Origin of the sequence: Pseudogracilibacillus sp. SE30717A (assembly GCF_037071985.1) — a bacterium.
In the GTDB taxonomy this organism is placed as follows: Bacteria; Bacillota; Bacilli; order Bacillales; family Amphibacillaceae; genus Pseudogracilibacillus.
The window spans coordinates 113,962-139,955 of sequence record NZ_JAXHDF010000007.1; the positions used below are offsets into that span (position 1 = coordinate 113,962).

Below are 25,994 nucleotides of genomic sequence, written 5' to 3' on the forward strand. Positions count from 1 at the left end.
CTTAAGCCCGCAAATCATCTTCACGTTTACTCGTCAGCTTCATTTGTATCAAAGATCCTATGATTGCTAATGCCAATAAAACGATTCCTGCTGCGGATGCAATACTAACATCCAAATTGACAAATTTATCATATATATACATGACTAACGTAGTTGTTGCCCCAGCAGGACCACCATTTGTCGTCAATGCGATTTCTTCAAAAACCTTTAATCCATTAACGATTGTAAGGACCGATACTAATGTTATGGAAGGTGTTAGCATCGGCATCGTGATTTTAGTAAACTGCTGAATGCCATTTGCACCATCTATACTAGCTGACTCATACAATTGATTTGGTATTGATTGAAGGTTAGCTAAATACATAATCATATAATAACCTAACCCTTTCCACGCGGTAATAAATGCCACAGCAATCAATGCGGTTGTAGAATTAGTAAGAAAGTTTATTGGCGAATCAACAATCCCAAGTTTAACTATTAAAGTCGACAGAAGACTTTCTTGTGAATATAGCATTTTCCACATTAATGCTGTAACAACAATTGGTGTAACGACTGGAACATAATATAAAACACGAAATAATCCAACCGTCCTAAGTTTTTGATTGACAAGAACCGCCAAAATCATTGGTAGAAAAATATTCATTGGAAGCACAATAACGACAAACAGGATTGTATTCACAAAGGCTTTCCAAAACATATCATCTGAAAATATTTCTTTAAAATTATCTAAACCAACAAATTCACTCGTATCGGCAATAATTTTATAATCCAACACACTCCAGCGGAACGCTTCAATAATCGGTATAATTAGAAAAGTCATCAATACTATGATGGACGGGAGTAAGAAAAGCCAAGGTGTTAAATGTCGTATCATTTTTCTCTTAGTTTGTGTGAAAGAAGTTTTACTCACCTTATCCCCCCTTATAAGATTAGAAAGACTGGAACAAAAATGTTTTTATCAAATAAAACTTGAACGTAACAGCCGCAAATAATCCGCTCCAAAAATATACTTCTCGCATCCAAAGGCAGCTGGTAAGCCTCCTACGCTCCCGGCATCTAGGGTCGATGACATCAAAGGAAGTGACGATTGTCACCAACCTCATACAGGCGAACTAAGGGGTCTACCAATGCTTTTCTCTCGCAGGACTCTACCCATATTTCCTCGGATTAATGTCGTGCATTGTTCGTCATTAGATTTGATCATTTTAATTTTGTTCCAGTCCCATTACTTTATATTAAAATGTTGGCTGAATATCTGTCTTCTCAAAAGATTCGTCCCATTTTTCTGCTATTTTTTGTAGTGCTTCTTCAGGAGTTAACTTACCTTGTAAGTTTTCTACATAAGTATTTTTTACAACTTCCCGCAGTTCTGCACTGTTTTCAATTGGTGGAATGAGTGATTCAGCACGCTCTAAGGACTTAGCTGCTTCAAGCATTCCTAATGCTTTCGGAGAGTCTCCTGGATCTGTAAAATACGCATCTTCCAATGAAGCTTTTGTTGATGGTAAAACTGTACCAGCAATCTTAGCAAATTCAAGCTGATTTTCTGCATTTGTGACAAATTCAGCTAACGCTATTGCTGCATTTTGATTGTCTGATTTTGCCGGAATTGAAAAATTCATGACAGCAACATTCATCCTTGCATCCAGGTCATTCAATGGTTGACCAGCTTTAGAAACTTCATAAATGTCGGGTGCTCCAGATTCAATCGGTCCTAAAAACGTTACACCCGATTCCGTTAATGAAAGATTGCCAGCCATAAATAATTCTTGAGCAGTAGAGAAAGTACCTTCTGCATTTTCCTGAGGCATAATTCCTTCTTGATACATTTTTTGCGTTAATGAAAAGAATTCAACTATATCTTCATTATCTTGTAGAACCGTTTTCCCATCTTTAACAATTGGTTCTCCATCTGCAAGGGTTAGCATCTTTTCCATTACAGTATCCCCTTCGTTAATAATCTGGTAAAAAGAAGGTTTTCCTGTTTTTTCTGTTATCGATTTTGCAGTTTCATAGATTTCTTGAGTGTTTGATGGTACTTCTGTAATACCGGCTTGTTCAAAATGATCGTTGTTATACCAGCTAACAGTTGTTGTCAAATACCAAGGTAAAGCATAAAGACCGTCTTCGAAATACCCTGCATCAAAAGGTCCTTCTAAGTATGAATCTTTTGCTTCGTCAGTAACTAAATCCGACAACTCCAATAATCCGCCCTGGGAAGCAATGTTTACCATGTAACGTGGAGCCAAGTTAACTACATCTGGTACATCATCCCCAGTTAAGGAAGTTAATACTTTCTGTTCTATATCGTTTTGCGGAATGTCTTCTATAATGACGTCCACATTTGGATGAAGATTTTCAAACTCTTTCTTAATATCTTCAAAATAACTATCAAACGGTTCTCCCGCTAAAGAAGCTGTCCACATTACGACCTCACCGGAAAGTTCATCGGATGAATCCGCTTCTTGAGTATTATCATTACTCGTTTCTTTTTTACCGCCACAACCTATCAATCCAATCGCTAGGATCCCAATTAGTAAACTAAGTAATGTTATTTTTCCCCTTTTCCCCATCTAATCCTTCCTCCTTGTTTTAAAAAAAATTTCTATTTTTATATTAGAAAGCGTTTTCCTTAATTTATTTTACTTAAAACTTTATTACTTTTCAAGTGTTTTTAAAAATTATTTTTATTTATATTTTAATTTTAAAAATTATTTCCTACAAAAACCAAAAGAAATCCTACCTTCAACTAAGTAACAGAAGGTTTTTATCGATGTGACGTAAGTGAAAGCAATAGTGTTGTGATAATTAAGTTTTTTATATTCTATTTAATGTAAAAACAGCTTAATGATAACAACATTCTCCACAGTCACTAAAATCACTCTTACTTGATTAACAAGGGCTACTGAACAACTAAAATGTGTTTTATCTTACCGTTTATTCCGCGAAATGTGATATGCATTCCGCGGGCACGGCTTCTTACCTTACAATTGTTTAGTATCCCCTAACTAATATCTAGAATGATCAGTTTAATCCTGGAATCGTATGAGGTGCAACTGTTTCTTTGGTGAATACTTCTTCTAATAAAGGCCACCAATCGTACATTTCAATATAAACCAAGTCAAACAGCATGACTCCATGTGTTTTACTTTCGGTCATCCGAATAGCTTCTTTAAATGATTCTGGTCGATCCTGATAATCAAGTAAATATAAACTTCCATAAGTAAATGTTTCATAGTTCGTTACTTCCATGCTGAGATCAGCTGCCCCTTCCACACTATACCAATATGGTAATCCTTTAGCATCTGATTCCTCGATTGTCACATCACCATAATAAAGACCAGTCATCAAAAAGTCCAAATGATCTGCATAACCTGTTTCGTGATAGTCTGGAGTAGCCCACTCATAATCTGGTTGATAATTCTTACTTCCCCAGTTGACACCTTCACTATAATACAAGGGATGCCATGATCCTACATAAGTATTGAACAAAACATCCGAATTCTGTGATTTAACCAATTTACTAGTTTCTTCGAAGTATTTTTCAATATTAGCTGCACGCCACTTAATCCATTCCTTGTAATGTTTTCCGGGAACAGTCACTTTCTTATTATCTTCAAATTTTACTGTAAAAATATCTTCTGGCCAGTTAGTAACCTTTTGACCTATTTCTTTTTCAAATTCCGTACGACTTAAATCACTAAAATCTGTATAAATATTGTTATACCGTGCACGATCCAATGTTATTCCATCTATATCATAATTGGTTACAAGCTCACTGATAATATTCCATGTAAACTGTTGTACCTCTGGATTAATCGGATTCATAAAGGTTTCTGTTGCATTTGTCTCTGAAGTTGGACGTAGATCTGATTGAACTTGTGAAATATCTATTTCTTCATTTATTTGAATATTATCCAGTACCCACTGACGAGCTTTTCCATGAGCAGATATCAAGTATCCATTTTTAGGAACAGTCACTTCTTGCTCTCCAATTGTATTACGGTCAATAATTTCCGTAACAATTCCATTTTCAACTTTTACCTCAATCCCCCAACGATTAGCGGGTGAAATCGTATTATTTTCAGGAGTGTAAATAATTAGTTGATCACTATTTCGTGTAATATCGAAACCAGCTATAGAATATTTATTTTCTTCACTATCGGTAACTACACGCGTAACATCGTAAACTACTGTCTGCCATTCTGGGTTTTCAATAGCTGGACCTTCAGCGTACTGATTACTACCTGCAGCAAATGTATTGATGTTAAGATGAACTTCTAAGTCATATTTCTTTGCTTCGCGCACTACATTTTCAATTAAATCAAAATCAGCTGGATAACCTTGATATTTAGGATTCTTAGATGTACTCAAATGTGGTGAATATTCACTTGGATAAGGCACAAAGCCAGTTGAACTTTTGACATCTAATACAATCGTGTTAAAATTTGCATCTGCAGTTTTAGAGATAATATTAGCAACCTTCTCTGGAGTGTTCAGGTTTTCAAGGTTTGCACTTAAATCATACCAGAGAATACGCGCTTTCATATTTTTGTTTTTAATCAAGTTTCGTTTTGCATTATCGTTAGCTTTTGCTTCTATGGATGAAATGCCACCTAATGAAGTAAACAATATAACTGTTGAAAGAAAAAATATTAATATTCTTTTTAACAATGGTTAACACTCCTAATTTTTATGATTATAGTCTTCCCCTAATTACCGCAGCCTCTCCTTTGCGTACGGCGAATTACTAGATTAATGGATTTTCCAAGGCATTATTTGTTTTTGCTTTTGTACTTTTTTCATAAGAATAATATGAGCTAGTAAATACCTCCCTTTGTAAGTGGGAGGATGCCTAGAAAATCTTTTAAAATCAAGTTAAGTTACTTCCAAACAAGATATCTTTCGAATAGTTTTAATTACTTGAAACATTATCGATATAAGCATGTTTTCAATTTATAATAAAACCTCCCCCATATATTCAAATTTATCTAGGAAAACGCTTTCTTAAAATGATTTTACAAAATTAGTTGTAATATATCAATTAATTTTGAAAATTTTTTTTATTTTTATTAATAGAATAGAAATTATTTTCGTAGATTTTTTTTGAATTGTTTTCAAAAAATGATTCACTACATCTGTAATAGGGGATTCTTTTCTTGTCTATTTTTAAAGTTACCTATTAATGAGGACGTAATTCTTCCGAAAGATTTTGCTTTGCAACATCCAAATAACTATTTAGATGTTTTATATCAAGGTATTCCAAAAGCCCTTGATGAAGCAAATATAACAAGTGAAGATATTACTGGTATTGGAATAACATTTACCTCTTCAACCATGATGGCTGTAGATAACCAATTAAATCCCTTATGTTTATATAAGGAACATGAAAATAATCCTCATGCTTGGGTTAAGTTATGGAAACACCACGGAGCACAAAAAGAAGCAGAAGAAATTTACAGCCTTGCAAATGGTCGTGAAGAGAAATGGCTTCAATCATATGGTAATCATGTGTCTGCTGAATGGTTTTTACCTAAGTGCTTGGAAACATTCTACAAAGCTCCAGAGTTATATGACGAAGTGAATTTATTTATTGAAGCAGGTGATTGGATTGTTTCAATCTTAACTGGCGAGGTTATTCGTAGTAATTGCTCACTTGGCTTTAAAGCATTTTGGAATGAAGTAGATGGATTTCCAGAAGATTTTCTATCAAATCTTGATTATAATTTCAGTAAAACAATCAAATCTAAATTATCTGGGAACATTATGAATGTGGGTAATAAGGCAGGTAATTTAACAGAACAAATGGCGAAGAAAATTGGTCTCTCTGCGGGCATTCCAGTTGCAGTATCAATTATTGATGCTCATTCTTCACTTCTAGGAATTGGTGCTTTCGAGGATAAGCAATTAACTATGGTAATGGGGACATCTACCTGTCATTTAATGTTAAATGAAAAGAAAAAGTATGTTACTGGTATTTCGGGGGTAGTTAAAGATGCAATTATTCCCGGATTGTATGCATATGAAGCGGGACAATCTGCAGTTGGCGATCTATTCTGGTGGTACAGCCAGCAAATTCCTGAAGCCTATACACAAGAAGCAATTGATAAAAACATCACTACTTTTCAGTTGTTAGAAGAAAAAGCAAAAACACTCCAACCTGGTGAAAATAGTTTAATTGCTTTGGATTGGTTTAATGGAAACCGTTCTATTCTCTCAAACTTCGATTTAAGCGGAATGATTTTAGGAATGTCCTTGGATACGACTCCTGAAGAAATTTATCGCTCACTTTTGGAAGCTTCCGCTTTTGGTGCAAAAGTCATTATTGAAACATATGAAAAAGCAGGTTTAGCCGTTGAAGAAGTGTTTGCCTGTGGTGGTTTGCCACAAAAAAATGATCTTTTAATGCAAATTTATGCTGATGTGCTTAATAAAAAAATTAATGTTTCCGCTACAGACCATGCTTCCGGTATTGGAGCAGCCATATTGGGCGCGGTGGCTGGAGGTTCTTTTCTTAGTCTTAATGAAGCAGTACAAAAAATGAAGCAACCTTTTAATAAAATTTATGTACCTATAGAAGACAATGTTAAAAAATATAGTAAATTATTTGAAGTTTACAAGCAGATCCATGATCTATTTGGAGTAAAACATCCCTATATAATGGAAGAAATTAAAAAACATTCCTTAAAGAATCCATCGTAGCACTAACTTTATAAAAATCGTGATTAATTATAGTTCTGTTAAGCCTAACTACTCCTCATTCTCCTTGTTTTATTAGCCAGAACAGCATAATATCATAGTTTTAAGAAGACTATCCCTTAACCAAAAATCTCTCTTTTGAATAAGGGATAGTTATTGATCAATTCATTGGAACATGAAAGTCACCCGTTCAGCTTTGCTAACATATTCGGAACTCCATACTTACTTTGCAAAGAGGAAGTTATCTATGAAAACTAAATAATTTCTTTTTAAAAGTTTAGCACTTTCTTAGGCAGAGAAATTCTGATTGTTACTTTTGGATTGACTAGCTGAGAAACTTTTATATCCCCACTTATGCTAAGCAATCTATATGCATCGTTAAATGATATTTTATGCCTCTCCATTAAAAGCGTAATCACATACTTCATACATTCGCGCACAGCTGTATAAAAATCTTGATCACTATAAATTATTTTAATACGATCTTCCGTTTCGACAATCGGAGTGATCGTATCTACCTCATTTACTTTTCTTACTCTTAATAATACTCTTCCTCCTATTTCTATCCCTGAACCGTTTAATTCCCCATCCCCCATTGCTGCATGCAAGTCTCCTAAGGCGAGCAAGCCTCCATCATGAAAAATTGGTAGATAAAGTGTATTCCCTACTGTAATATCCTTCGTATCTAGGTTTCCTCCATGAAAACCAGGTTCAACGCAACTGATTGAACCTTTTTTAGGGGCTACACCAATCACACCGATCATTTTATTTAAAGGAACATGGATTTTATTTGCCAATATCGCGTGATCTTTTTTGATCGGTAATAGTTTAGTTTCATATCCTGTTATTTCATTTCCTAACAATCCACCATTAGGTCGCGTCACCATTACTCCTTGTTCGTCTAAATCAATCTGCAGAATATCTAATGCAATGGTATCTCCTTTTTTTACATTATTAATATAAATCGGTCCGGTTGATCCATTGGTTTGAAGGTCAGGAAAGTCGGATCTCAAATCTTTCTCTGTTTTCAAATTTCCTCCATAACAATCTAGTGTTTCCACCATAAACACTTCATTTAAATCTACATGAGCAATAGACTCATGGGCACTATCAAAAGCGTAAATATAATTGTCTTTAATAATCTTCAATACCTTTTCTCCTTTCAAGTAACTTCTCAATGTTGTCATCAAAATAAAATACAGAATTGAGCAATGCCCGGATACCAAGAGCAACTTGCTCATAATCTGTCCACTCCTCCGGACAGTGGCTCTTTCCGTCTTTACTCGGCACAAAAATCATTCCTACAGGAGCTATCTTTGATATTTGTACGCCATCATGACCTGCTCCACTGCTTAAACGCAATGTGTTTCCAACTTTACAAGCACTCATTTCCAGTCCTTCAATGATTGCATCATCTATCTTAATAGGTTTAACAGCTGATATATTCTCAAGGCTGATTTCTATACCTCTTTTCTTTTTTACTTCAGCACTTTTTTGATTTATTTTGTGAGAAATTCTATCCAAAGTCTTATCATGAATCGATCTTATTTCGACATCAAAACATACACTTCCTGGGACGATGTTAGGCCCATTCGGTTCGACGTTTAACCTACCAACAGTCCCGACAACGGAAGCATCGTAATCTTGATTACAGATTTCTTCTATTGCAAGTACGATTTCCGATGCAGCAGTTAAAGCATCCTTTCTGTGACTCATTGGAGTTGTACCAGCATGGTTTGGTTGGCCGATCACTTCTATCCTATACCGTCGAATTCCTACAAATCCCGTTACTATACCAAAGTCTTTTTTACTTTTTTCCAACAAGGGACCTTGCTCAATATGTAATTCCAAAAATAAAGAAATATCTCCCTCTTTAAGAGCCTGCTCTTTAATCTTTTCGGGATTGCCACCAATTGACTTCATTCCTTCTTTCAAACTTTTTCCATCAGGACCCTTTCTATTTAATTCGTTCTTTGTTAAATTCCCGACCATTCCTCTACTACCAATTGTAGATATTCCAAATTCACTTGCTTCTTCTGCCGTAAAGTCTACTATTTTTAAGCTATGTAGCAAGCTGAAATTATTTTGTTTAAGATATGAAACTATTTCTAAACCTGCGATAACTCCTATTTGGCCGTCAAACATGCCTCCTCCAACAACTGAATCGGTATGAGATCCAATCATTATTGGTGGTAAATTACTATCTATTCCTTTTAAAGTACCTATAATATTGGAAGAAGCATCAATTTCCACCTCTAAATTAAGGCTCTTCATTTCATTTATTAACCAATCTCTACACTCCATATTCCATTTCGTAAAAGGCCTTCTTGTATAACCAACTTTACTGTCATCAATAAACTCTGATAAGATTTTCAGTTTCCTCTTAACATCTAAGTGATTTATTTTGTATCTGTTCTCCATTGTTATCACCTGTTTTATACTATTTTTATTTATCTAGAAAACATCATACCTGGTAACCATGTAGATAATACAGGAAATAAAATAAGTATAATCAACAATATTAAATCCATGATTACAAATCGAGTGACTCCTTTAAATGTTTCACTGGTACTTACTCCAGCAGCTCCTGATGCTACAAAGACATTCAATCCTACAGGAGGCGTAACCAATCCGATTTCAGAAGTCTTAGTCACTATGATTCCAAACCAAATCGGGTCAAACCCTAAAGACATCATTAAAGGAAAAGTAAGTGGTAATGTTAAAATTAAAATTGCTGCTTGATCCATAAAAACTCCCAAAACTAAATATAAAACAATGATCAGAGCTAAAACTGTCCACTTGGAAACTCCCGATGCATCAACATAATTAATTAAATTTTGAGTTACTTGGGTAGCAGTTAAAAAGTATCCGAAAATCATTGCACAAAAGATGATGGTCATAATCATAGCAGTTGACCTTAATGCACGTTTAAAGGCATTCTGTGTATTTTTAACCTTCAGTCTTCTCATTAACAATGCTACAACTAAAGTGGCAAACGCCCCTAATGCCCCGGCCTCCGTCGCCGTAACGAAACCAGAATAAATACCCCCAATTACAACAATTATTAAAACAAGCATTGGCCATATATTTTGTAAACTATGCATCCTCTCACGTAAAGGGGGTTTTGATGGGGTTTTGGGTGCAACATCCGGTTTTGTTTTCACCCAATGCAAAATAGTAACAATATATCCCAAAGCTGTAATGATACCTGGAATAATTCCTGCTATTAGAAGTGAACCGATTCCTGTATCTGTCAATATTCCAAAAAGAATCAAGGTAATACTTGGAGGAATCATTATTGCCAATGTGCCCGAAATGCTTGTAACTCCCATTGCAAATCTAGTTTTATAACCAAATTTTTTCATTTCAGGAACTGCAGATGATGCTAAAGTAGCAGCTGAAGCTGTACTAGATCCACTCACTGCACCTAAACCAGCTCCGGCAAGAACCGTAGCAATTCCTAAACCACCCGGAAGATGTCCGAACCATTTATTGGAAGCATAAAAAATGTCCTTTGTAATCCGACTTGCCGTCATCAACTCAGCCATTAGAATAAACATTGGGATAGTGGTAAATAAAAATACAGAGACCGAATCATATGGAGTATTTTGTAAAATTCCTAATAATAATTCCGAACCACCAATTAAAAATAATCCAATTGCCCCAGTAATCCCTAAAGCAAAAGCAACTGGCATTCCTGTTATCAAAAATAATAGTAAAATAAAAATGGTGATAATAACAATCATGGAAACACCCCTTTTTTGGTAAATAATTCAATGTCAAGTATTATCAGGCTCACTGATATCAATCACTTCTTGCTTAATTCCCAATGCTGAATTAATCGAATGGATTAATAATCTTAGACAGAATAAGTAGGAACCAATAGGTACCCAAACCCAAGAAAGCCATGTAGGCCACGGAATAAGCCCAGAAGAAGTATATTGATTTATGAATGCCTCATACGTAACACCCATCGATTTATAACCAATTAAAAACATCAATACCGCCGCCAATAAGGAATAGATCACTTCAAAGAATCGCTGAAGCTTTTCTGGCATCTTTTCAGTTAATAAATCTATTTTGATATGACCATTTAACCGCATAACATAACTAATACTAAAAAATACGATAATGACCATTAAATACTTTTCTGAAAAGTGATAAGCACCCGTAAGCGGGCTATTAAAAACATATCTTAGGAAAGCGTCGAGAGCAGTAATGAGCATCATGATAAACATAGCAACTTGAGCTATAAAAAAAATAGCGCTATCAATCTTATCGACTATCATGTTTATTTTTCGCATATGAATGTACCTCCTATCAATCTAAATAACCGAATAAAGTAGGTTACTGATCCCTCAGTAACCTTTGATAACATTCACTCTTTAAATTCATTATTATACTGAATAAATTTATCCAAGATTTCGGAAGCAGGCAATCCACGCTGATCTAAATTCTTAGCCCATTCTTCATTTAAAGGACCTAATGAATCATTCCATTTTTTCAGTTCTTCTTCAGGAATATCATAAAATTCAACTCCCAACTCAGCATATTCCTGCATCAACTCTTTCTCTGCATCCATATAACCTGTTGATAACATCTCAATCGCCTCTTCACTTGCTTGGCTAACTGCTTCTTGTACATCTTCCGGCCAACTGTTCCATACTTCTTCATTCACTACATACATGATTCCAAAGGATGATAAAGCAGCATTCGTAGTTGAATATTTAACTAATTCTTCCAACTGATACCCCGACCAACTTATAATCGATAACAAAGCCCCATCAATCGTACCCCTTTCCCAGGCGGTATATATTTCAGGAGCAGTTGTAGAAACAGGCGATGCCTCCCAATATTGAACAAGGTTTTCTTGCAAGCCCCCAGAAGTACGGATCTTTAATCCTTTAAAATCATCAATCGTTTCAATAGGGTGTGTGGAGTTAATGATTTGATATGGATTAGTTGTAACTGCCCATAATGGCTTAACCCCATTTGGCTTTAACTCCAATTCATATAAGTCCTCTTGTACCAACTTATTGAATGCTTTTGAACCACTTATAGCATCTTGTACAATTCCAGGATTACCAGCAATAGCAGTTAAGGGTAGTTCATCTGTCATATATTGGGCTCCTACATAAGTAATATCAGCAATTTTGTTTTTAGCTGCATCAAGTAAACTAGCTTCTTTGCTTAGTTGTTCTGCAGGATAGTATTCAACTTCAATTTTACCTTCACCTAATTCTTCTATGCGCTCTATCCAAGGTTGTATCCCTAGTACAGATGTTTGATGATTTGTAGGAAACGAATCAGCAATTTTAATAACAACCTTCTCTTCACTAGCATCCTTATTTGCTTCACCGTTTTCTGCGCTTTTTGCCACTTCTTGTTTAGTTCCATTATTGCAAGCAAATAATACCAGAACCGTAGCTACTAACAATCCCATGAACAAAAACTTTTTTCTTTGCTTTAACATAACCTCATCTCCTTACTATCACTTAATTTTTATGCCCTAACTTTTCAGAAATAGATTTACTACAATTTATAATTAGTTGTGATATTTTTTTAATATCTTCACTGGAAAACGTTTGCTTGATACCCGCTATCGCAATTCCTCCAATCACCCCCTCATAGTTGAATAATGGCGCCCCAAGAGCATAAACTCCTTTATCAACTTCCTCATCACTTACTGAATAATTATTAGAACGGATAGTATCGATTTCATTTAAAAATCTATTAATATCATCTTTTTGCTCATCATGACTTTTTTCGATGTACTCCTGTAATATCTTTTTCTCTTCAAATGCAAAACATGCTTTTGCTGCGGCCCCTATATAAAATGGTATTGACTCACCCACTCCTATTTTATTATAAAAGTTAGCGCTTTCATTTCCATTGATACTTTCTATGAAAAAAAGTTTATCTTTTTGCTTAATACCCAATGTAACAGTTTTACCGGTATCCTTTGCTAGGTCTGTTATGTATGGTCGACTGATTTCATAAATATTTAAATCAGAATATACCTTTTGTGAGAGATGTATTAACCCAACCCCCAATCGATATTTCCTAGTATTCGGATTTTGTGTAATTAAATTTCTCTCAAGTAGAGAGGGTAATATTTTATAAACTGTACCTTTATTAATTCCCGTAAATCTACTTAGTTCATTTAATCCTAATTCTTCTTGTGAAGTCTCCCGCAATGCATAAATAATTGTTAAAACATTTTCAACAGATCTTAACTTACCCATTAGTCCTTCACCCCCTTGGTTGCTATACATAACCATCGGTTACCTTTTTTGTTTGTTTTATTAAACTATAAAATTAAATTATTGTCAAGGCAATTTTGAAACTTCTGATTACTTATTGAAAAGTCCTAGAACTTGAACTTTCTAAACAAATGAAAGATTGTGATACGTTACAGTGTGTCACTGTAGTAATTGAATGCTAGACCACTTTTGATAAAAAATAATTTTAAAGACAACTGTTTTCAGCAGTCTGTAATTACTAGTGTTGAAAATAGTGCGGCAGATAAATCCGCATACTCGAAGCTTAGTAAAAACTATATAGCGAATGTCGCACATTTCCCCCATTAAAAAATTTAAGACCAGTCCTCCTATGAGCTGGTCTTTTTATAAGGAAAAATCCTTATTATATTTAATCACTGACTTTCTTTCACGTGTATAAGGGTGAGCTGCTTGTTTATAAGTCTTTTGTAGCTGCTAATTCAACAATTTTTACTTTACAATAATAAACTAGTTAATTTAGCTAAGATGGAAGAATGATTCGATAGAAATGTTATAAACAAAAAAAGAACTATTAAATAAAATTAGCTTTTTAATAGTTCTTCATCTATTTAATTATTAAATAATCAACAGGAAATAGTAGAATATTTGGCATATAAGTAACGACAAGAAGCACAACAATTAATACGCCAATTTGTGGTATTAAATATCTAAACATATGTAGGACTTTAATATTTCCAATAGATGATGTAACAAATAGACATACACGTAAGGCGGGGTAACCATCCCGATTGTTTAATTCACTGCTAGAATAATTCAAAAGTGAATTGGATCGATACCAGCTGCAAGGACTAATGGTAAAAATAAAGGTGTAAAAATGGAAACAGCACTGATTGTATCAATAAACGTACTACAACTGTCCTCAGATAAAATATGCTATAATTATAGACTATAAGTATAACATTCTATATCATTCTTGATTAAATCCAGTTGTACAGATTTCTTAAGCTTTTTTATTTGTTTTTCAAAAACTAGGATCATACTTTTAATGTGATGCTAAAATGACTAATATATTAAAAAGTGATCAATACTTAAATCATTACTTTCAAAGATGTTACAGGAGACCAATATGCTAAATAAAAATGATGTTATTCCACTATATGTTCAATTAAAACGAATACTTCGATCCCAAATCCTAAATGGTGTTTTTAAGGAGATGGATCTTCTTCCATCCGAAACTCAACTCATGAAGGAATATCAAATCACTAGAACAACCATCCGTAAAGCAATAGCTGAACTCAATAAAGAAGGGCTTGTTCAACAGGTTCATGGCAAGGGAACCTATGTTAGACTTCGTGAAACAAAGGATACAGTTTGGAATTTCCAAGGGTTTTCGGATTTAGCTCGAAGGTATAACCAAAAACCAATTACCAAAGTATTGGAAAAGGAAACCTATTCTAAAGATGGAGTATATTTTTTAAAGCTGGTTCGTTTACGCGGATTAAAATCGGAAGAAACAACAACTTGGATGACCATTGATACTTCCCACCTACCTTTGAAAATATTTCCAAATCTAGAATCAATTGACTTTTCCTCCATATCTCTCTACGAATTAATGCGGGAAACCTATAACATCCACCCTCACTACACAAATTTAAACTTAAAACCAATGATGAGCACACCACTCATATGTGAAAGATTAGAGTTACAAAAAGAACAACCTCTATTAAAAGGTTCCGGCATTGTTCTGACGGAGAGTAACATTGAAATAGAACGTCTCGAAATTATTTATAGTCCAAATTTTAAGTTCAAACTTTCTCAATACATCCATTCATAAATATTACTTTTACAATAAGGCTCCTTTGAAGCATGTTAGATTAAAGCCAAAAACTAACTTAAAGAGTTATAAACTTTAATCTAACATGATTGACAATATACTAGGTGCGTTTTATACTTTAAATAACTCATACGTATGAGTGGACAAGTTGGGAGGAAGTATAAAATGAAAGATAAGATTCTAGGAACGTTATATGGATTAGCAATTGGTGATGCGTTTGGCATGCCATCTGAATTATGGAGCAGGAGAAAGGTAAAAGAATTTTTTGGCAGAATCACTACTTTCTTGGATGGTCCTGCAGAGAATGAAGTTGCGTGTAACTTTACAAAAGGACAATTTACCGACGACACAGCTCAAGCATTACTTATACTCGATGCACTCAATAAAAATAATTTTAAGCCGTCTGACAAACTTATTGCAGAAGCTTTAATTAATTGGGCAAATGACACAAACGCTTTTGACAATAACATTCTCGGACCAAGTTCTAAGGCAGCTTTAAACGCTATTAAGGTCGGTGAAGATCCTTCTGTGCACACAAAGAAAGCGTTGACAAATGGAGCTGCCATGAGAATTGCTCCGATTGGCACACTTTTTTCCAGCACACAACAAGCTGAATTAGTAAATTATGTGCGTAAAGTCAGCCAACCAACACATGCAAGTGACGTAGCAATTGCTGGTGCTAGTATGATTGCACATGCGGTTAGCTTGGCAATAGAGGATAAATCCTGGAATGAAATAATGGAATCAACTATTAGTATTTTTGATATAGCTGTTAAAGAAGGAGAAGAAACATTTTCTGCATCTATTCCTGAGCGACTAAAGTTAGGTATGGAATTTGCCGAAACATACAAAGATAATGAGGAAGTTTTTGCTCAGCGGATTTATGATGTAATAGGCTGTGGCACCTTAACAAGTGAATCAGTTCCGGCTGCATTAGCAATCGCTTATTATTGCAAAGATCCCCATAGTTGTGCCCTTTTCTGTGCAAATATTGGAGGAGATACCGATACAATTGGTGCTATGGCCACTGCTATTTGCGGGGCAAAGTCTGGATATAAAACAATCAACAAAGATTGGATTTATATGATAGATCAAAATAACGATGTACAGTTACATGATTACGCTGGGATGTTGGAAAAAGAAAGGCTAAATTGGAGGGATTCACATGGAAAATAAAGAGAAAATATTTCTGACGGATGAAGAGAAAACAGGTAAGCCAAGAGATCTCTTTTTCATTTGGTTTGCTGCTAATATGGGAATACTCGGTATTGTATATGGTGCACTCATTATAGGATATGGCTTAAGTTTCATGCAATCGATCCTCGTTGCAATTCTTGGACCATTGTCTTTTGCACTTGTAGGTTATGCAAGCCTTGCTGGAAGGGATAGTGGAGCTGTCACATTTATGCTTTCCAGAGCTGCATATGGCTTTAAAGGAAATCATATTCCCGCTTTTATTGGCTGGGCTGGACAGGTTGGCTGGTTATCTGTAAACGTTTCAACTGGAACATTAACCCTTTTGGCTCTGTTCAGCGCTTTTGGAATAAGTACTAACACCTTATTAATCGTGATCAGCTTAGCGATTTTTGCTGGCCTGGTTATTACATCCAGTTTTTTTTCACATAAAACGCTTGTATCGATTCAAACATTTTTCACGTATGTGTTCGGCGGACTAACTTTACTTGTTCTTGCTATGCTGATACCTGAAACAGATTGGAGTGCGCTCTTTTCCATGAGCAGCGGTCCTTGGTTAACTGGTTTCTTACCTGCACTTGCGTTTGTTATCGTTGGGACTGGCTTAACTTGGACTAATGCATCTGCAGATTATAGCCGTTTTCAAAAAAGAAACAACAAGTCTTCAGCAATTATCGGTAATGTAACAATAGGTGCATTCATTCCGTTATTTTTTATCATTGGCACAGGAATCTTGCTAGCCACGTCCGCACCAGAGTTATCCAGTGCAGAAAACCCTATCTTACTTATTAGTGAAATACTGCCAGAATGGATGACCGTCATTTATCTTTTCGCTGCACTTGGTGGTCTTACTCCTATGTGTTTTATTGGCTTAAAGTCTTCCAGATTGATTATGGAGACCTTTAATATACAGATGAAGGATTCTACTGCAATTACGATTCATGCAATTATTATTACATTGATCCCACTTTATGTACTTGTAGTATCAAGAGATTTCCTTGGCTATTTTGAAGCATTTTTAGGGCTTCTAGGTATTGGTTTGGCCGCTTGGGTTTCCATCTTCATCATTGACTATATATTTTTACGAAGAAAACAAGGCTATGATTCCAGGCTGCTAGAAGATGCGGAGTATAATAAAGTAAATGTAGGCGGTGTGGTAAGCTGGTTTGCTGGTGTTATTGTTGGATTACTTCTTACCTTCTTCGCTTCTACAAGCTTCGATCTACTTGTTACGTTTTTAATAAGTGGAGGACTTTATTATATCACAAATGTTTTGCGTAAAACCGATCAGTATCAGGAGGAAATTTCATGACTGGACATAAACTAAGCTTTCATCAAATAAACAGTAAGAAGAAGGCATTGATATTGGGCAGTGCTGTTATTGATGTTATCGTAACCATACCAGCACTTCCGAAAACTGGTGATGATGTGTTTGCCGGTAGTCAGGACGTCATTGTAGGCGGCTGTGCATATAATGTCGGCAACATCCTTAAACAGCTAAATGCATCCTATGATTTAATGATCCCAATTGGAAATGGTCCCAATGCTGTGCATATTAAAAAACAGATTGCATTAGATGGTCATGATCAAATGCTAAGTGATTTTAACGGAGACAACGGTTGGTGCTTATGTATAGTAGAAGAAAATGGAGAAAGGACATTTATTACTGTTCCCGGGATAGAGAATGACTGGCAGGAAGACTGGTTCGAACAAGTAAACCTTCTAGAATATGATTATATATATTTATCGGGATACTCTTTTGAAGGAGAATCAGCAAAAGTGTTGCTGAATCAACTGCAAAACAAAAAAGAGGAAACAGATATTATCTTTGATCCATCTCCGCGAGTCAGTAAAATGAATAAGACTCACTTGAACAAACTCTTGGAATTAGGAACCATTCTGCATTGCAACCGAGACGAACTTTTAGCATTAAGCGAGCAGGACGATATCGAAACCGCTGCAAGAGCAATGAATAGAAAAACGAATAAACCAGTAGTAGTTACACTCGGTAGTGAAGGAACATTATATGTAGAAAATGGTACATCAAAACTTTGTCAAGGCAGAAATGTGCCTTTAGTAGATACAATCGGTGCCGGTGATACGCATACGGCTGCTTTTATCGGAGCCTTACTAGATGAACAATCTATAGAAACAGCGTGTATATGGGGAAATGATGCCGCTGCTAAAGTTGTTCAGGTACAGGGAGCGAATGTGGAACTTTTTGAGGACGAGACATAAATACTTACTATTGAGAATGGTTTGTTAAAAATACCTTGTTTAATATGAAGATCGTGTCTATTTAGTGGCACGGTCTATTACTTGTTACCGATAATAACTTTCATCTCTTACAAACAACACTTTCAACAAAAATACAAAAAGTAAGATCCTATCTCTCCAATACATCCAATGCCCTTAAGTGGTGGCAAAAGATTACCCTATTTTGAACTGTTCAAAATCTTAAACAACCACCTGCTCTACCTAGAATACCTGAAACTATTGACGTAGATCCACCCTAGCACCAAACATTGTTACACCGACAGTTTAAGATTTTAAAATTTTCTATCGTCTCTACTTTATTTTGTGCCAAAAGCCGGCACCAACCCAAGTAACAACATATAATATTTTTTTATTCCATTTTTCCTCGGCAACTTTTTCCACCCCATCCACCCTCTCCCCTAAATAATTCCATTACAATAACCAACTAAACCCATCCATCCCTAACTTCTTATTTTTACATTTACACAAAAAAAATGTATAATAATTTTAATATATTCAAAAAATTATAATAAAAGGCAAAAGGAGATAGAATGGAATCTGTATATAAAAAAATTAAAGAGCTAAGAACGAAAAACAAAATTACGCTAGCAGAGTTATCTGAAAAAACAGGCCTCTCTATTAGCTTTTTATCGCGAATTGAAAAAGGGACGACCAATTTAGCAATTACATCATTGAAGAAAATAGCTGACGCTTATGGAATAAGTATGAATTACTTTTTTGCCGAAGAAACACGTAATAGTTACATCAAAAAGAAGGCAGACCAACAAATGGTGAAGATTGATGGGATTGATGAAAAGTTAATTCGTTTAAATGGAGAATTTACTGGAAGAGAAATGGATCCCTATTTTATTACCGTGTTGCCAAATAAAATATCATCGCAGAAGTCATTTACCCATCACGGTGAAGAATTCTATTATGTATTAGCAGGCACGATCACTTTCATCATCGATGGAGAAGACTACGAGGTTCATAAAGGAGAGTCCATCCACTTTCCTTCCCATTTACCACATAATTTTGAAAACAGAACCGATCAAGACGTTGACATGATTAATGTCGTCACACCGAAATTACTGTAATAATAGAAAGGAAGATAGCATTGCGTGTTGCAACAGATATAGGTGGTACATTTACGGACATGGTAAGTTTATCAAAGACAGGTGACATTCAAACCATAAAAACAGATACTACTGTGCCAAATTATGAACAAGGGGTCATCAATGTCATCCAAGCTTCAGGTGTTAATCCGAAAGAAATTGATATGTTTATTCATGGATCAACCGTGGTGATCAATACTTTAACAGAAAGAAAAGGTGCCAAAACAGCCTTAATTACAACAAAAGGATTCAGAGATGTATTAGAAATAGCCCGGGGAAATCGACCTGATTTATTTAATCTCCGATATAAAAAACCAATCCCTTTTGTGGAGCGATATTTACGACAAGAAGTCGAAGAAAGACTAGATTATCAAGGGAATATCATCACACCTCTACACAAAAACAATGTAAAAGAAATTGCAGCATATTTTAAAGAACGAGAAGTAGAAGCAGTCGCCATTGCGTATTTATATGCTTATATAAATCCTCAACATGAGATAGAAACGAAAGAAATCATCCAAGCACTACTTCCAGATGTAAAAGTAACCGCTTCACATGAAGTAGCAAGAGAATGGCGTGAATATGAACGGACAAACACTGCAGTCTTAAATGCTTATGTGAAACCAACTGCCTCTACCTATTTACAAAAGTTAAATAATAAATTAAACGAGATTCATTTAAAAGGGAATAAATATGTCATGCAGTCAAATGGTGGGACGACCAATTTTCAACATGCAGAGGAAACCCCTATTAATATAATAGAATCTGGTCCAGCAGCAGGAGTGTATGGTGCCGCTGTATTAGGCGAAATGATAGGCGAAAAAAACATCATTGCCTTCGATGTTGGAGGAACGACAGCGAAATGTTCCCTCATTGATAACGGAGAGATGAAGGTTGACTCTGATTATTATATTGAAAAAAATGATAAAAATGCTGGATACCCTATTAAAGTACCTGTCGTCGATATTATCGAAATTGGAAATGGTGGAGGATCAATCGCCTCAATTGATAAGACCGGAGCGCTAAAAGTAGGTCCAAAATCAGCAGGCGCCTCTCCAGGACCGATTGCATATGGAAAAGGTGGAAAAAGCCCGACAACAACTGATGCAAATTTGCTTACTGGTAGACTCTCATTAGACAACTTTGAACATAAAACTGAGATCGCCACAATTAAAGCTGCTTTTCAAGAAAAAATCGCTGATAGTTTATCGATGGAGGTAGAAGACGTAGCATTAGGAATTATTCGTTTAGCCAACTCGAATATGCTGCAAGCACTTAAACTTATCTCGGTTAGAAAAGGATATGATCCACGGGATTTCACCCTTGTAGCTTATGGCGGTGGCGGACCATTACATGCAACAGCATTGGCAAAAGAGTTAGGCATTAAAAAAGTAATCATTCCAATCGCATCTTCTGTCTTTTCTGCCTGGGGCATGCTGATGACAGATGTACGAAATGATTATATTCATACATTTAATATCGCGTTATCTAACATCAAAAGTGACAGCTTTGATGCTAAATGGAGAGATCTGGAATTAGTAGCAACCTCCTCATTAATAGAAGATGGATTTTCAGAAGAAACTATCGTGTTTTCGAAATCCGTTGATATGCGCTATAAAGGGCAAGAACATACGGTAAAAGTCCCTTATCCGGCCGAGGTATGGAATAAACAAGTAAAACGACAGATTTCTGACACATTCCATCAATTACACGAAAATAAATACGACTATAAATTAATCGATAATGAGATGGAAATTGTCAATATCCATTTGACAGCTTTCGGTAAATTGAAAAAAGATCCTCTACAAAAACGGACGTTTCACCAGTCTGATAAGACACCAATTATCGAAAAAAGAAATGTTCTATTTGAGGAAGAGGGTTGGTTATCTGTTAATGTATACGACCGAAATCTATTAGCTCTTGGACACACAGTTCAAGGTCCAGCTATTGTAGAAGAAGTAACATCCTCCACAATTTTATATCCGAATCAATCACTCATTGTTGATGACTTTGGCAATTTAATCATTACATTACATCATGGGGAGGGAAAATAAATCATGCCAAAACAAACAGATGTCTTCACATTAGAAATCGTCAAAGATTCGCTTTTAGCTATTGGAGATGAAATGTTTGAAACGCTTGCTAGAACATCAATGAGTCCGATTATTTATGAAGTACTTGATTATGCAAGTGGTATTACAGACCGACATGGTAATTTACTTACACAAGGAAATGGTGTTGCAGGTTTTATCGGTATGCTGTCGCATATGGTCGAATACACCCTTGAGAAATTCCCACGTGAAGATTTACATCCCGGTGATGTCATTATTATTAATGACCCATATGTCGGTGGAGGCTCGCATTTATCAGATGTCGGCTTAATCATGCCTGTTTTTGTAGATGGGGACATTGTTGCATTTGTCGCTAATAAAGCTCATTGGACAGAGGTTGGCGGAAAAGATCCTGGTTCCTTTAGTAATGATGCAACAGAAGTATTTCAAGAAGGGTTACAATTTCCGTGTATCAAACTAATTAATAAAGGAGTCGTTAATGACGCCTTGATTGAAATGATTAAGGCAAATGTCCGAATGCCAGATTTATCAATTGGTGACTTATGGGCACAAGTTGCGACATTAAAAACCGGGCATAAACGAATAACCGAACTTTGCGAACGTTATGATACAGAAGTTGTTTTACAATCAATTGATCGATTGCTAGATCAAGGAGAAAGATTAGCACGGGAAGCAATGAAAATACTTCCAAAAGGAACCTTTGAAGCAAGTGATTATATCGATGATGATGGCTTTGGCAATGGACCATTTCAAGTAAAAGTGAAAGTAACGATTACTGATGATCAATTTATTTGTGATTTTCGCGGTAGTCATCCACAAGTTCCTGGTCCAATTAACTGTTCTTATTCCGCATTAGTCACTGCCGTAAGAGTCGTATTTTTAAGTATTACTAATTCCGGTGATGTCGTAAATGATGGTGTATTTCGTCCCTTAGAAGTAATTGTTGATCAGGGTTCCGTGGTATCGGCAGAACGTCCTGCACCAACTTCGATTTATTGGGAAAGTGATGCACTTGGCGGAGATCTTGTTTGGAAAGCGTTAGCTCCTCATCTTCCTGAGCAACTTGGTGCTGGCCACTTTTTATCTGTATGTGCCGTTACATTATCAGGTATTAAACCGGAAACTGATGAACCTTTTCTCATTGTGGAACCTTCTGTCGGAGGTTGGGGAGCAGCTACAAATCAGGATGGAGCAAGAGGTCAGTTTTGTATCGGTGACGGAGAAACATATAATGTTCCAGTTGAAATAGCCGAAACAAATTATGGTGTGATGGTAGAAGAATATGCCCTCCGCAATGATGGTGCCGGTGCTGGCACAAATATCGGTGGTTCAGGCGTCATCCGTTCTTATAAAGCTATGTCTGACGGGCAACAAGTATCTGTTACATTCGGAAGAAATAAATTTCTCCCTTGGGGTGTAAATGGTGGTAAAGATGGCTCTGCTAATGAATTTTATGTAGAAAAAGCAGATGGGACAGTGAAAGGTCCTTTTAGTATTTATGCAAGATATCCACTAAATAAAGGTGATATTGTTAAATTATATACTGGAACGGGTGGCGGATACGGCAGTCCACTTCATCGTCCGATAGAACAAATACAAGCTGATGTAAAAAATGGCTATATTGCCTTAAAAGATGCTAAAGAGATATTTGGTGTCATATTAGACCCGGGTAATTTTTCTTTAATAGAAATATCAGATGAAAGAAAACAATTACAAAAACAAAGTGGAGGTGGAAATGATCGATAATCAACATGAAATAATTAGAGATAATACAGTAACGAGAGACGAAGCTATTGATCCAGTACCACTCGAACAACGAGGTCATTGGATTGGTCCATTTTCTGTCAATGCTGGATTAGAATTTACAATTCCCGTTTTAACGACAGGTGCCTTACTAATTGGAAGTTTCAGTTTATGGATGACGACGTTAATCCTAGTGATCGCCTTAGTCATCACATGGATTGGAAATGCATTAAACGGTTATATGGGGGCAAAAACAGGCAGACCATCTACTGTCATAGCAAAATCTTCTTTCGGCAACATTCAGGCCCGATTTGTTGTAGGGATAAATATTATAATCGTTTGTTTATTTTGGTGGGGTCTCCAAACCCATGTCGCAGGTGATGCGATTGCTGCCATCGTTGGGGTGTCAAAAGAGCAAGACCCGTTTTTATGGGGAATTATCGTCTTAATCGTAGGGATCACATTTGCGATTCCGTCTATTCTTGGATATGAATCGATGAAATGGACCGATTATATCGCGGTTCCCGCAGGCCTTCTATTAGTGATCGTTGGGGTGTACCTTGCCATTAAAAACATTGGTTGGAGTGGTATTTCTTCTTGGAGCCCTACTCCAACGTTGACTGTAATTGGTGCGATTTCGCTCGTCATTAGTGTGAACATTTCACAATGGATTAGTTCCGCAGATTATACTCGTTATGCTAGACCAGTCGTAAAAGATAACTTAATTATTCCCTTAGGTATTGTTGGTGTAGGCTTCCCCCTATTTTTAGTTGGGGCGATCATGTCAATTGGCATTGGTGAAGCAGACATTGTTACCGTCATGTTAGCATTAAATTTTCCAGTATGGGGTTTTCTTATTTTATATTTAGCTACGTGGACAAGTCAATTAGTGAATAATTACAGTATGGGACTAGCTTTAGCAAATATGTTTAATATCAACTCTGGAAAGGGACGAGCCATATTAACATTGTTAGGAACTGTTGTAGGCTTAGGACTTGCTATGACCAACGTTGTATCCCAATTGGAGAACTTCCTATATATTATCGGCTTAACAAGTCCACCTGTAGCGGCAATTATGTTTGCAGATTACTTTATTATCCAAAAACAACAATACAGGGAAAGTGAGAATTGGAACTGGGTTGCAACATGGACAATGCTAATCGGGTTTGCCTTCGGTTATTTGACACAATATGTCATCCCATTCGGCATGCCATTACTACAATCCTTTTTCATGACAGGAATTTTGTATTATATCGGGATGAAAATGAAACATCGGAAGAATGAAATGGAGAATATCACGTAATAAAAAAGTGTTGCCAGACCACCTCTCAGTCTGCAACACTTTTTTATTTTCCTATATCATCTGTTCCTAATAATTTCACTTCAAAGTATAGTAAGTTGCTCGTCATTTTCATTTTTTGTTTTAACTTCTAGCACTTATATTTCCTTAGTTTCCCCGAGCGAGATCGTAGTCTATCACTTCCAATTATTGAAACTAAAAAACCAAACCCTAAAGGAAGAATAACGATCACTCTCAACTAGACATCAAACTAATCCCCTTTAGAAATTTTTCTTTCCAAAGGGGAAATAAAACTGAATGAAATATATACCATCTTTTAACTCTTCATAACGTCATTAATCTGCTTCAAAGCCCAATCCAGGTCTTCTTTTTTAATAATTAAAGGTGGCGCAAATCGAATGACATTATCATGTGTTTCTTTACATAATAAGCCTTTATCCTTTAATTTTTCACAATACGGACGTGCAGATTCGGTCAATTCCATTCCAATAAATAAACCTTTTCCGCGTACTTCTTTAATGATCGGGTTATCGATTAGTTGTAATTCGGATTTAAAGTACTCGCCGAGTTCCTGAGAACGTTCCGCTAAATTTTCATCTACTAAAACGTCAAGCGCGGCAATGGAAACTGCACAAGCGAGTGGATTTCCACCAAAGGTAGATCCATGGGAACCCGGCTCAAAGACACCAAGAATATCTTTGTTAGCAACTACACAGGAAATAGGGAAGACGCCACCCCCAAGAGCTTTACCTAAAATAATAATATCCGGATCTACGTTTTCCCAATCGCTCGCTAGAAATTTACCACTTCGTCCAAGTCCTGCTTGTATTTCATCGGCAATAAACAAGACATTATTTTCTTGACAAATATCATACGCCTCTCTTAAAAATCCTTCAGGCAGGATATTCACTCCAGCTTCCCCTTGAATTGGTTCCAATAAAAATCCTGCTGTATTTTCAGTAATCGCTTCTTTTAACGCTTCCACATCTCCAAATGGGATCACTTTAAAACCAGGGAGCATGGGACCGAATCCACGTTTGTTATCCGGATCTGACGATAACGAGACGGCTGCCATCGTGCGTCCGTGGAAATTATCGACGCAAGCTATAATCTCTGCTTGATCTTCCGCAACACCTTTTACATCATATGCCCAACGTCTAGCAGTTTTAATTGCTGTTTCAACCGCTTCTGCTCCCGTGTTCATTGGTAAAGCCATTTCTTTTCTAGTAAGGGTACAAATTTTTTCATACCAAGGTCCAAGTTGGTCATTATGAAAGGCTCGTGAGGTTAATGTCACCTTATCCGCTTGTTCTTTTAACGCAGCAATAATTTTAGGGTGACGATGACCTTGGTTTACGGCAGAATAAGCACTTAATAAATCCATATACCGATTTCCCTCAGGATCTTCTACCCAGATGCCTTCTGCTTTATATACAACGATGGGAAGAGGCAAATAATTATTCGCCCCATACTTTTCTGTTTGATCTATTATTGATTGGTTAGTTTGTATCATAAAAATCCCTCCAACTCTTAAGTCAT

General features: G+C 36.0%; 19 protein-coding genes. 9 read left to right on the plus strand and 10 right to left on the minus strand.

Features of this window, described 5'->3' with window-relative positions; genetic code table 11:
- Window position 1: 1 nt before the first annotated feature.
- From SPD48_RS12530 to SPD48_RS12540, 3 genes are all read right to left on the minus strand, one after another.
- The gene (locus tag SPD48_RS12530; RefSeq protein WP_336258464.1) at window positions 2–910 is read right to left on the minus strand and encodes a carbohydrate ABC transporter permease; all 909 of its coding nucleotides are present in this window, start codon (window positions 908–910) and stop codon (window positions 2–4) included.
- Between the two features lie 325 nt (window positions 911–1,235).
- Entirely contained in the window at window positions 1,236–2,573 is a 1,338-nt protein-coding gene (locus SPD48_RS12535) for an ABC transporter substrate-binding protein (RefSeq protein WP_336258465.1), read from the minus strand.
- A gap of 451 nt (window positions 2,574–3,024) precedes the next feature.
- Window positions 3,025–4,674: an alpha amylase family protein gene (locus SPD48_RS12540; protein ID WP_336258466.1), complete on the minus strand. Its 1,650-nt coding sequence runs from the start codon at window positions 4,672–4,674 to the stop codon at window positions 3,025–3,027.
- A 450-nt stretch (window positions 4,675–5,124) separates the two neighbouring features.
- Here SPD48_RS12540 and SPD48_RS12545 point away from each other — a divergent pair, with 450 nt between their 5' ends.
- On the plus strand, window positions 5,125–6,702 hold the full coding sequence (locus SPD48_RS12545) for a ribulokinase (RefSeq protein WP_336258588.1): 1,578 nt from the start codon (window positions 5,125–5,127) through the stop codon (window positions 6,700–6,702).
- 266 nt (window positions 6,703–6,968) lie between these two features.
- Here the strand turns inward: SPD48_RS12545 and SPD48_RS12550 are convergent, their stop codons facing one another.
- From SPD48_RS12550 to SPD48_RS12575, 6 genes are all read right to left on the minus strand, one after another.
- A complete protein-coding gene (locus SPD48_RS12550; protein ID WP_336258467.1) occupies window positions 6,969–7,847 on the minus strand; it encodes an acetamidase/formamidase family protein in 879 nt (292 codons plus the stop codon).
- Window positions 7,834–9,120: a M20 family metallo-hydrolase gene (locus SPD48_RS12555; protein WP_336258468.1), complete on the minus strand. Its 1,287-nt coding sequence runs from the start codon at window positions 9,118–9,120 to the stop codon at window positions 7,834–7,836. Before SPD48_RS12555 ends, SPD48_RS12550 begins: the two co-directional genes overlap by 14 nt.
- Before the next feature lie 29 nt (window positions 9,121–9,149).
- Window positions 9,150–10,445 (minus strand): TRAP transporter large permease, encoded by a 1,296-nt coding sequence (locus SPD48_RS12560; RefSeq protein WP_336258469.1) that lies wholly within the window; start codon window positions 10,443–10,445, stop codon window positions 9,150–9,152.
- 33 nt (window positions 10,446–10,478) lie between these two features.
- Complete coding sequence (locus SPD48_RS12565) at window positions 10,479–11,003, minus strand: TRAP transporter small permease (protein ID WP_336258470.1); 525 nt, start codon at window positions 11,001–11,003, stop codon at window positions 10,479–10,481.
- Window positions 11,004–11,077: 74 nt separating this feature from the next.
- Window positions 11,078–12,172 (minus strand): TRAP transporter substrate-binding protein, encoded by a 1,095-nt coding sequence (locus SPD48_RS12570; RefSeq protein ID WP_336258471.1) that lies wholly within the window; start codon window positions 12,170–12,172, stop codon window positions 11,078–11,080.
- Between the two features lie 22 nt (window positions 12,173–12,194).
- Window positions 12,195–12,944, minus strand: coding sequence for an IclR family transcriptional regulator (locus SPD48_RS12575; RefSeq protein WP_336258472.1), 750 nt, complete (start codon window positions 12,942–12,944; stop codon window positions 12,195–12,197).
- A gap of 1,123 nt (window positions 12,945–14,067) precedes the next feature.
- Here SPD48_RS12575 and SPD48_RS12580 point away from each other — a divergent pair.
- The 8 genes from SPD48_RS12580 to SPD48_RS12615 all read left to right on the plus strand — a co-directional run bounded on the left by SPD48_RS12580 (window position 14,068) and on the right by SPD48_RS12615 (window position 24,458).
- Window positions 14,068–14,775 (plus strand): GntR family transcriptional regulator, encoded by a 708-nt coding sequence (locus SPD48_RS12580; protein WP_336258473.1) that lies wholly within the window; start codon window positions 14,068–14,070, stop codon window positions 14,773–14,775.
- Between the two features lie 165 nt (window positions 14,776–14,940).
- Window positions 14,941–15,951 (plus strand): ADP-ribosylglycohydrolase family protein, encoded by a 1,011-nt coding sequence (locus SPD48_RS12585; RefSeq protein ID WP_336258474.1) that lies wholly within the window; start codon window positions 14,941–14,943, stop codon window positions 15,949–15,951.
- Window positions 15,941–17,281, plus strand: a complete 1,341-nt coding sequence (locus SPD48_RS12590; RefSeq protein WP_336258475.1) for a purine-cytosine permease family protein — start codon at window positions 15,941–15,943, stop codon at window positions 17,279–17,281. The genes SPD48_RS12585 and SPD48_RS12590 overlap by 11 nt, the downstream gene beginning before the upstream one ends.
- Window positions 17,278–18,207: a PfkB family carbohydrate kinase gene (locus SPD48_RS12595; protein WP_336258476.1), complete on the plus strand. Its 930-nt coding sequence runs from the start codon at window positions 17,278–17,280 to the stop codon at window positions 18,205–18,207. Before SPD48_RS12590 ends, SPD48_RS12595 begins: the two co-directional genes overlap by 4 nt.
- Window positions 18,208–18,776: 569 nt before the next feature.
- Complete coding sequence (locus SPD48_RS12600) at window positions 18,777–19,322, plus strand: cupin domain-containing protein (protein WP_336258477.1); 546 nt, start codon at window positions 18,777–18,779, stop codon at window positions 19,320–19,322.
- A 20-nt stretch (window positions 19,323–19,342) separates the two neighbouring features.
- Window positions 19,343–21,394, plus strand: a complete 2,052-nt coding sequence (locus tag SPD48_RS12605; protein WP_336258478.1) for a hydantoinase/oxoprolinase family protein — start codon at window positions 19,343–19,345, stop codon at window positions 21,392–21,394.
- A 3-nt stretch (window positions 21,395–21,397) separates the two neighbouring features.
- Entirely contained in the window at window positions 21,398–23,158 is a 1,761-nt protein-coding gene (locus SPD48_RS12610; protein WP_336258479.1) for a hydantoinase B/oxoprolinase family protein, read from the plus strand.
- Window positions 23,148–24,458, plus strand: coding sequence for a purine-cytosine permease family protein (locus SPD48_RS12615; RefSeq protein WP_336258480.1), 1,311 nt, complete (start codon window positions 23,148–23,150; stop codon window positions 24,456–24,458). The genes SPD48_RS12610 and SPD48_RS12615 overlap by 11 nt, the downstream gene beginning before the upstream one ends.
- Before the next feature lie 313 nt (window positions 24,459–24,771).
- Here SPD48_RS12615 and SPD48_RS12620 read toward each other — a convergent pair whose 3' ends face one another.
- A complete protein-coding gene (locus tag SPD48_RS12620) occupies window positions 24,772–25,968 on the minus strand; it encodes an ornithine--oxo-acid transaminase (RefSeq protein ID WP_336258481.1) in 1,197 nt (398 codons plus the stop codon).
- Between the last annotated feature and the right edge of the window lie 26 nt (window positions 25,969–25,994).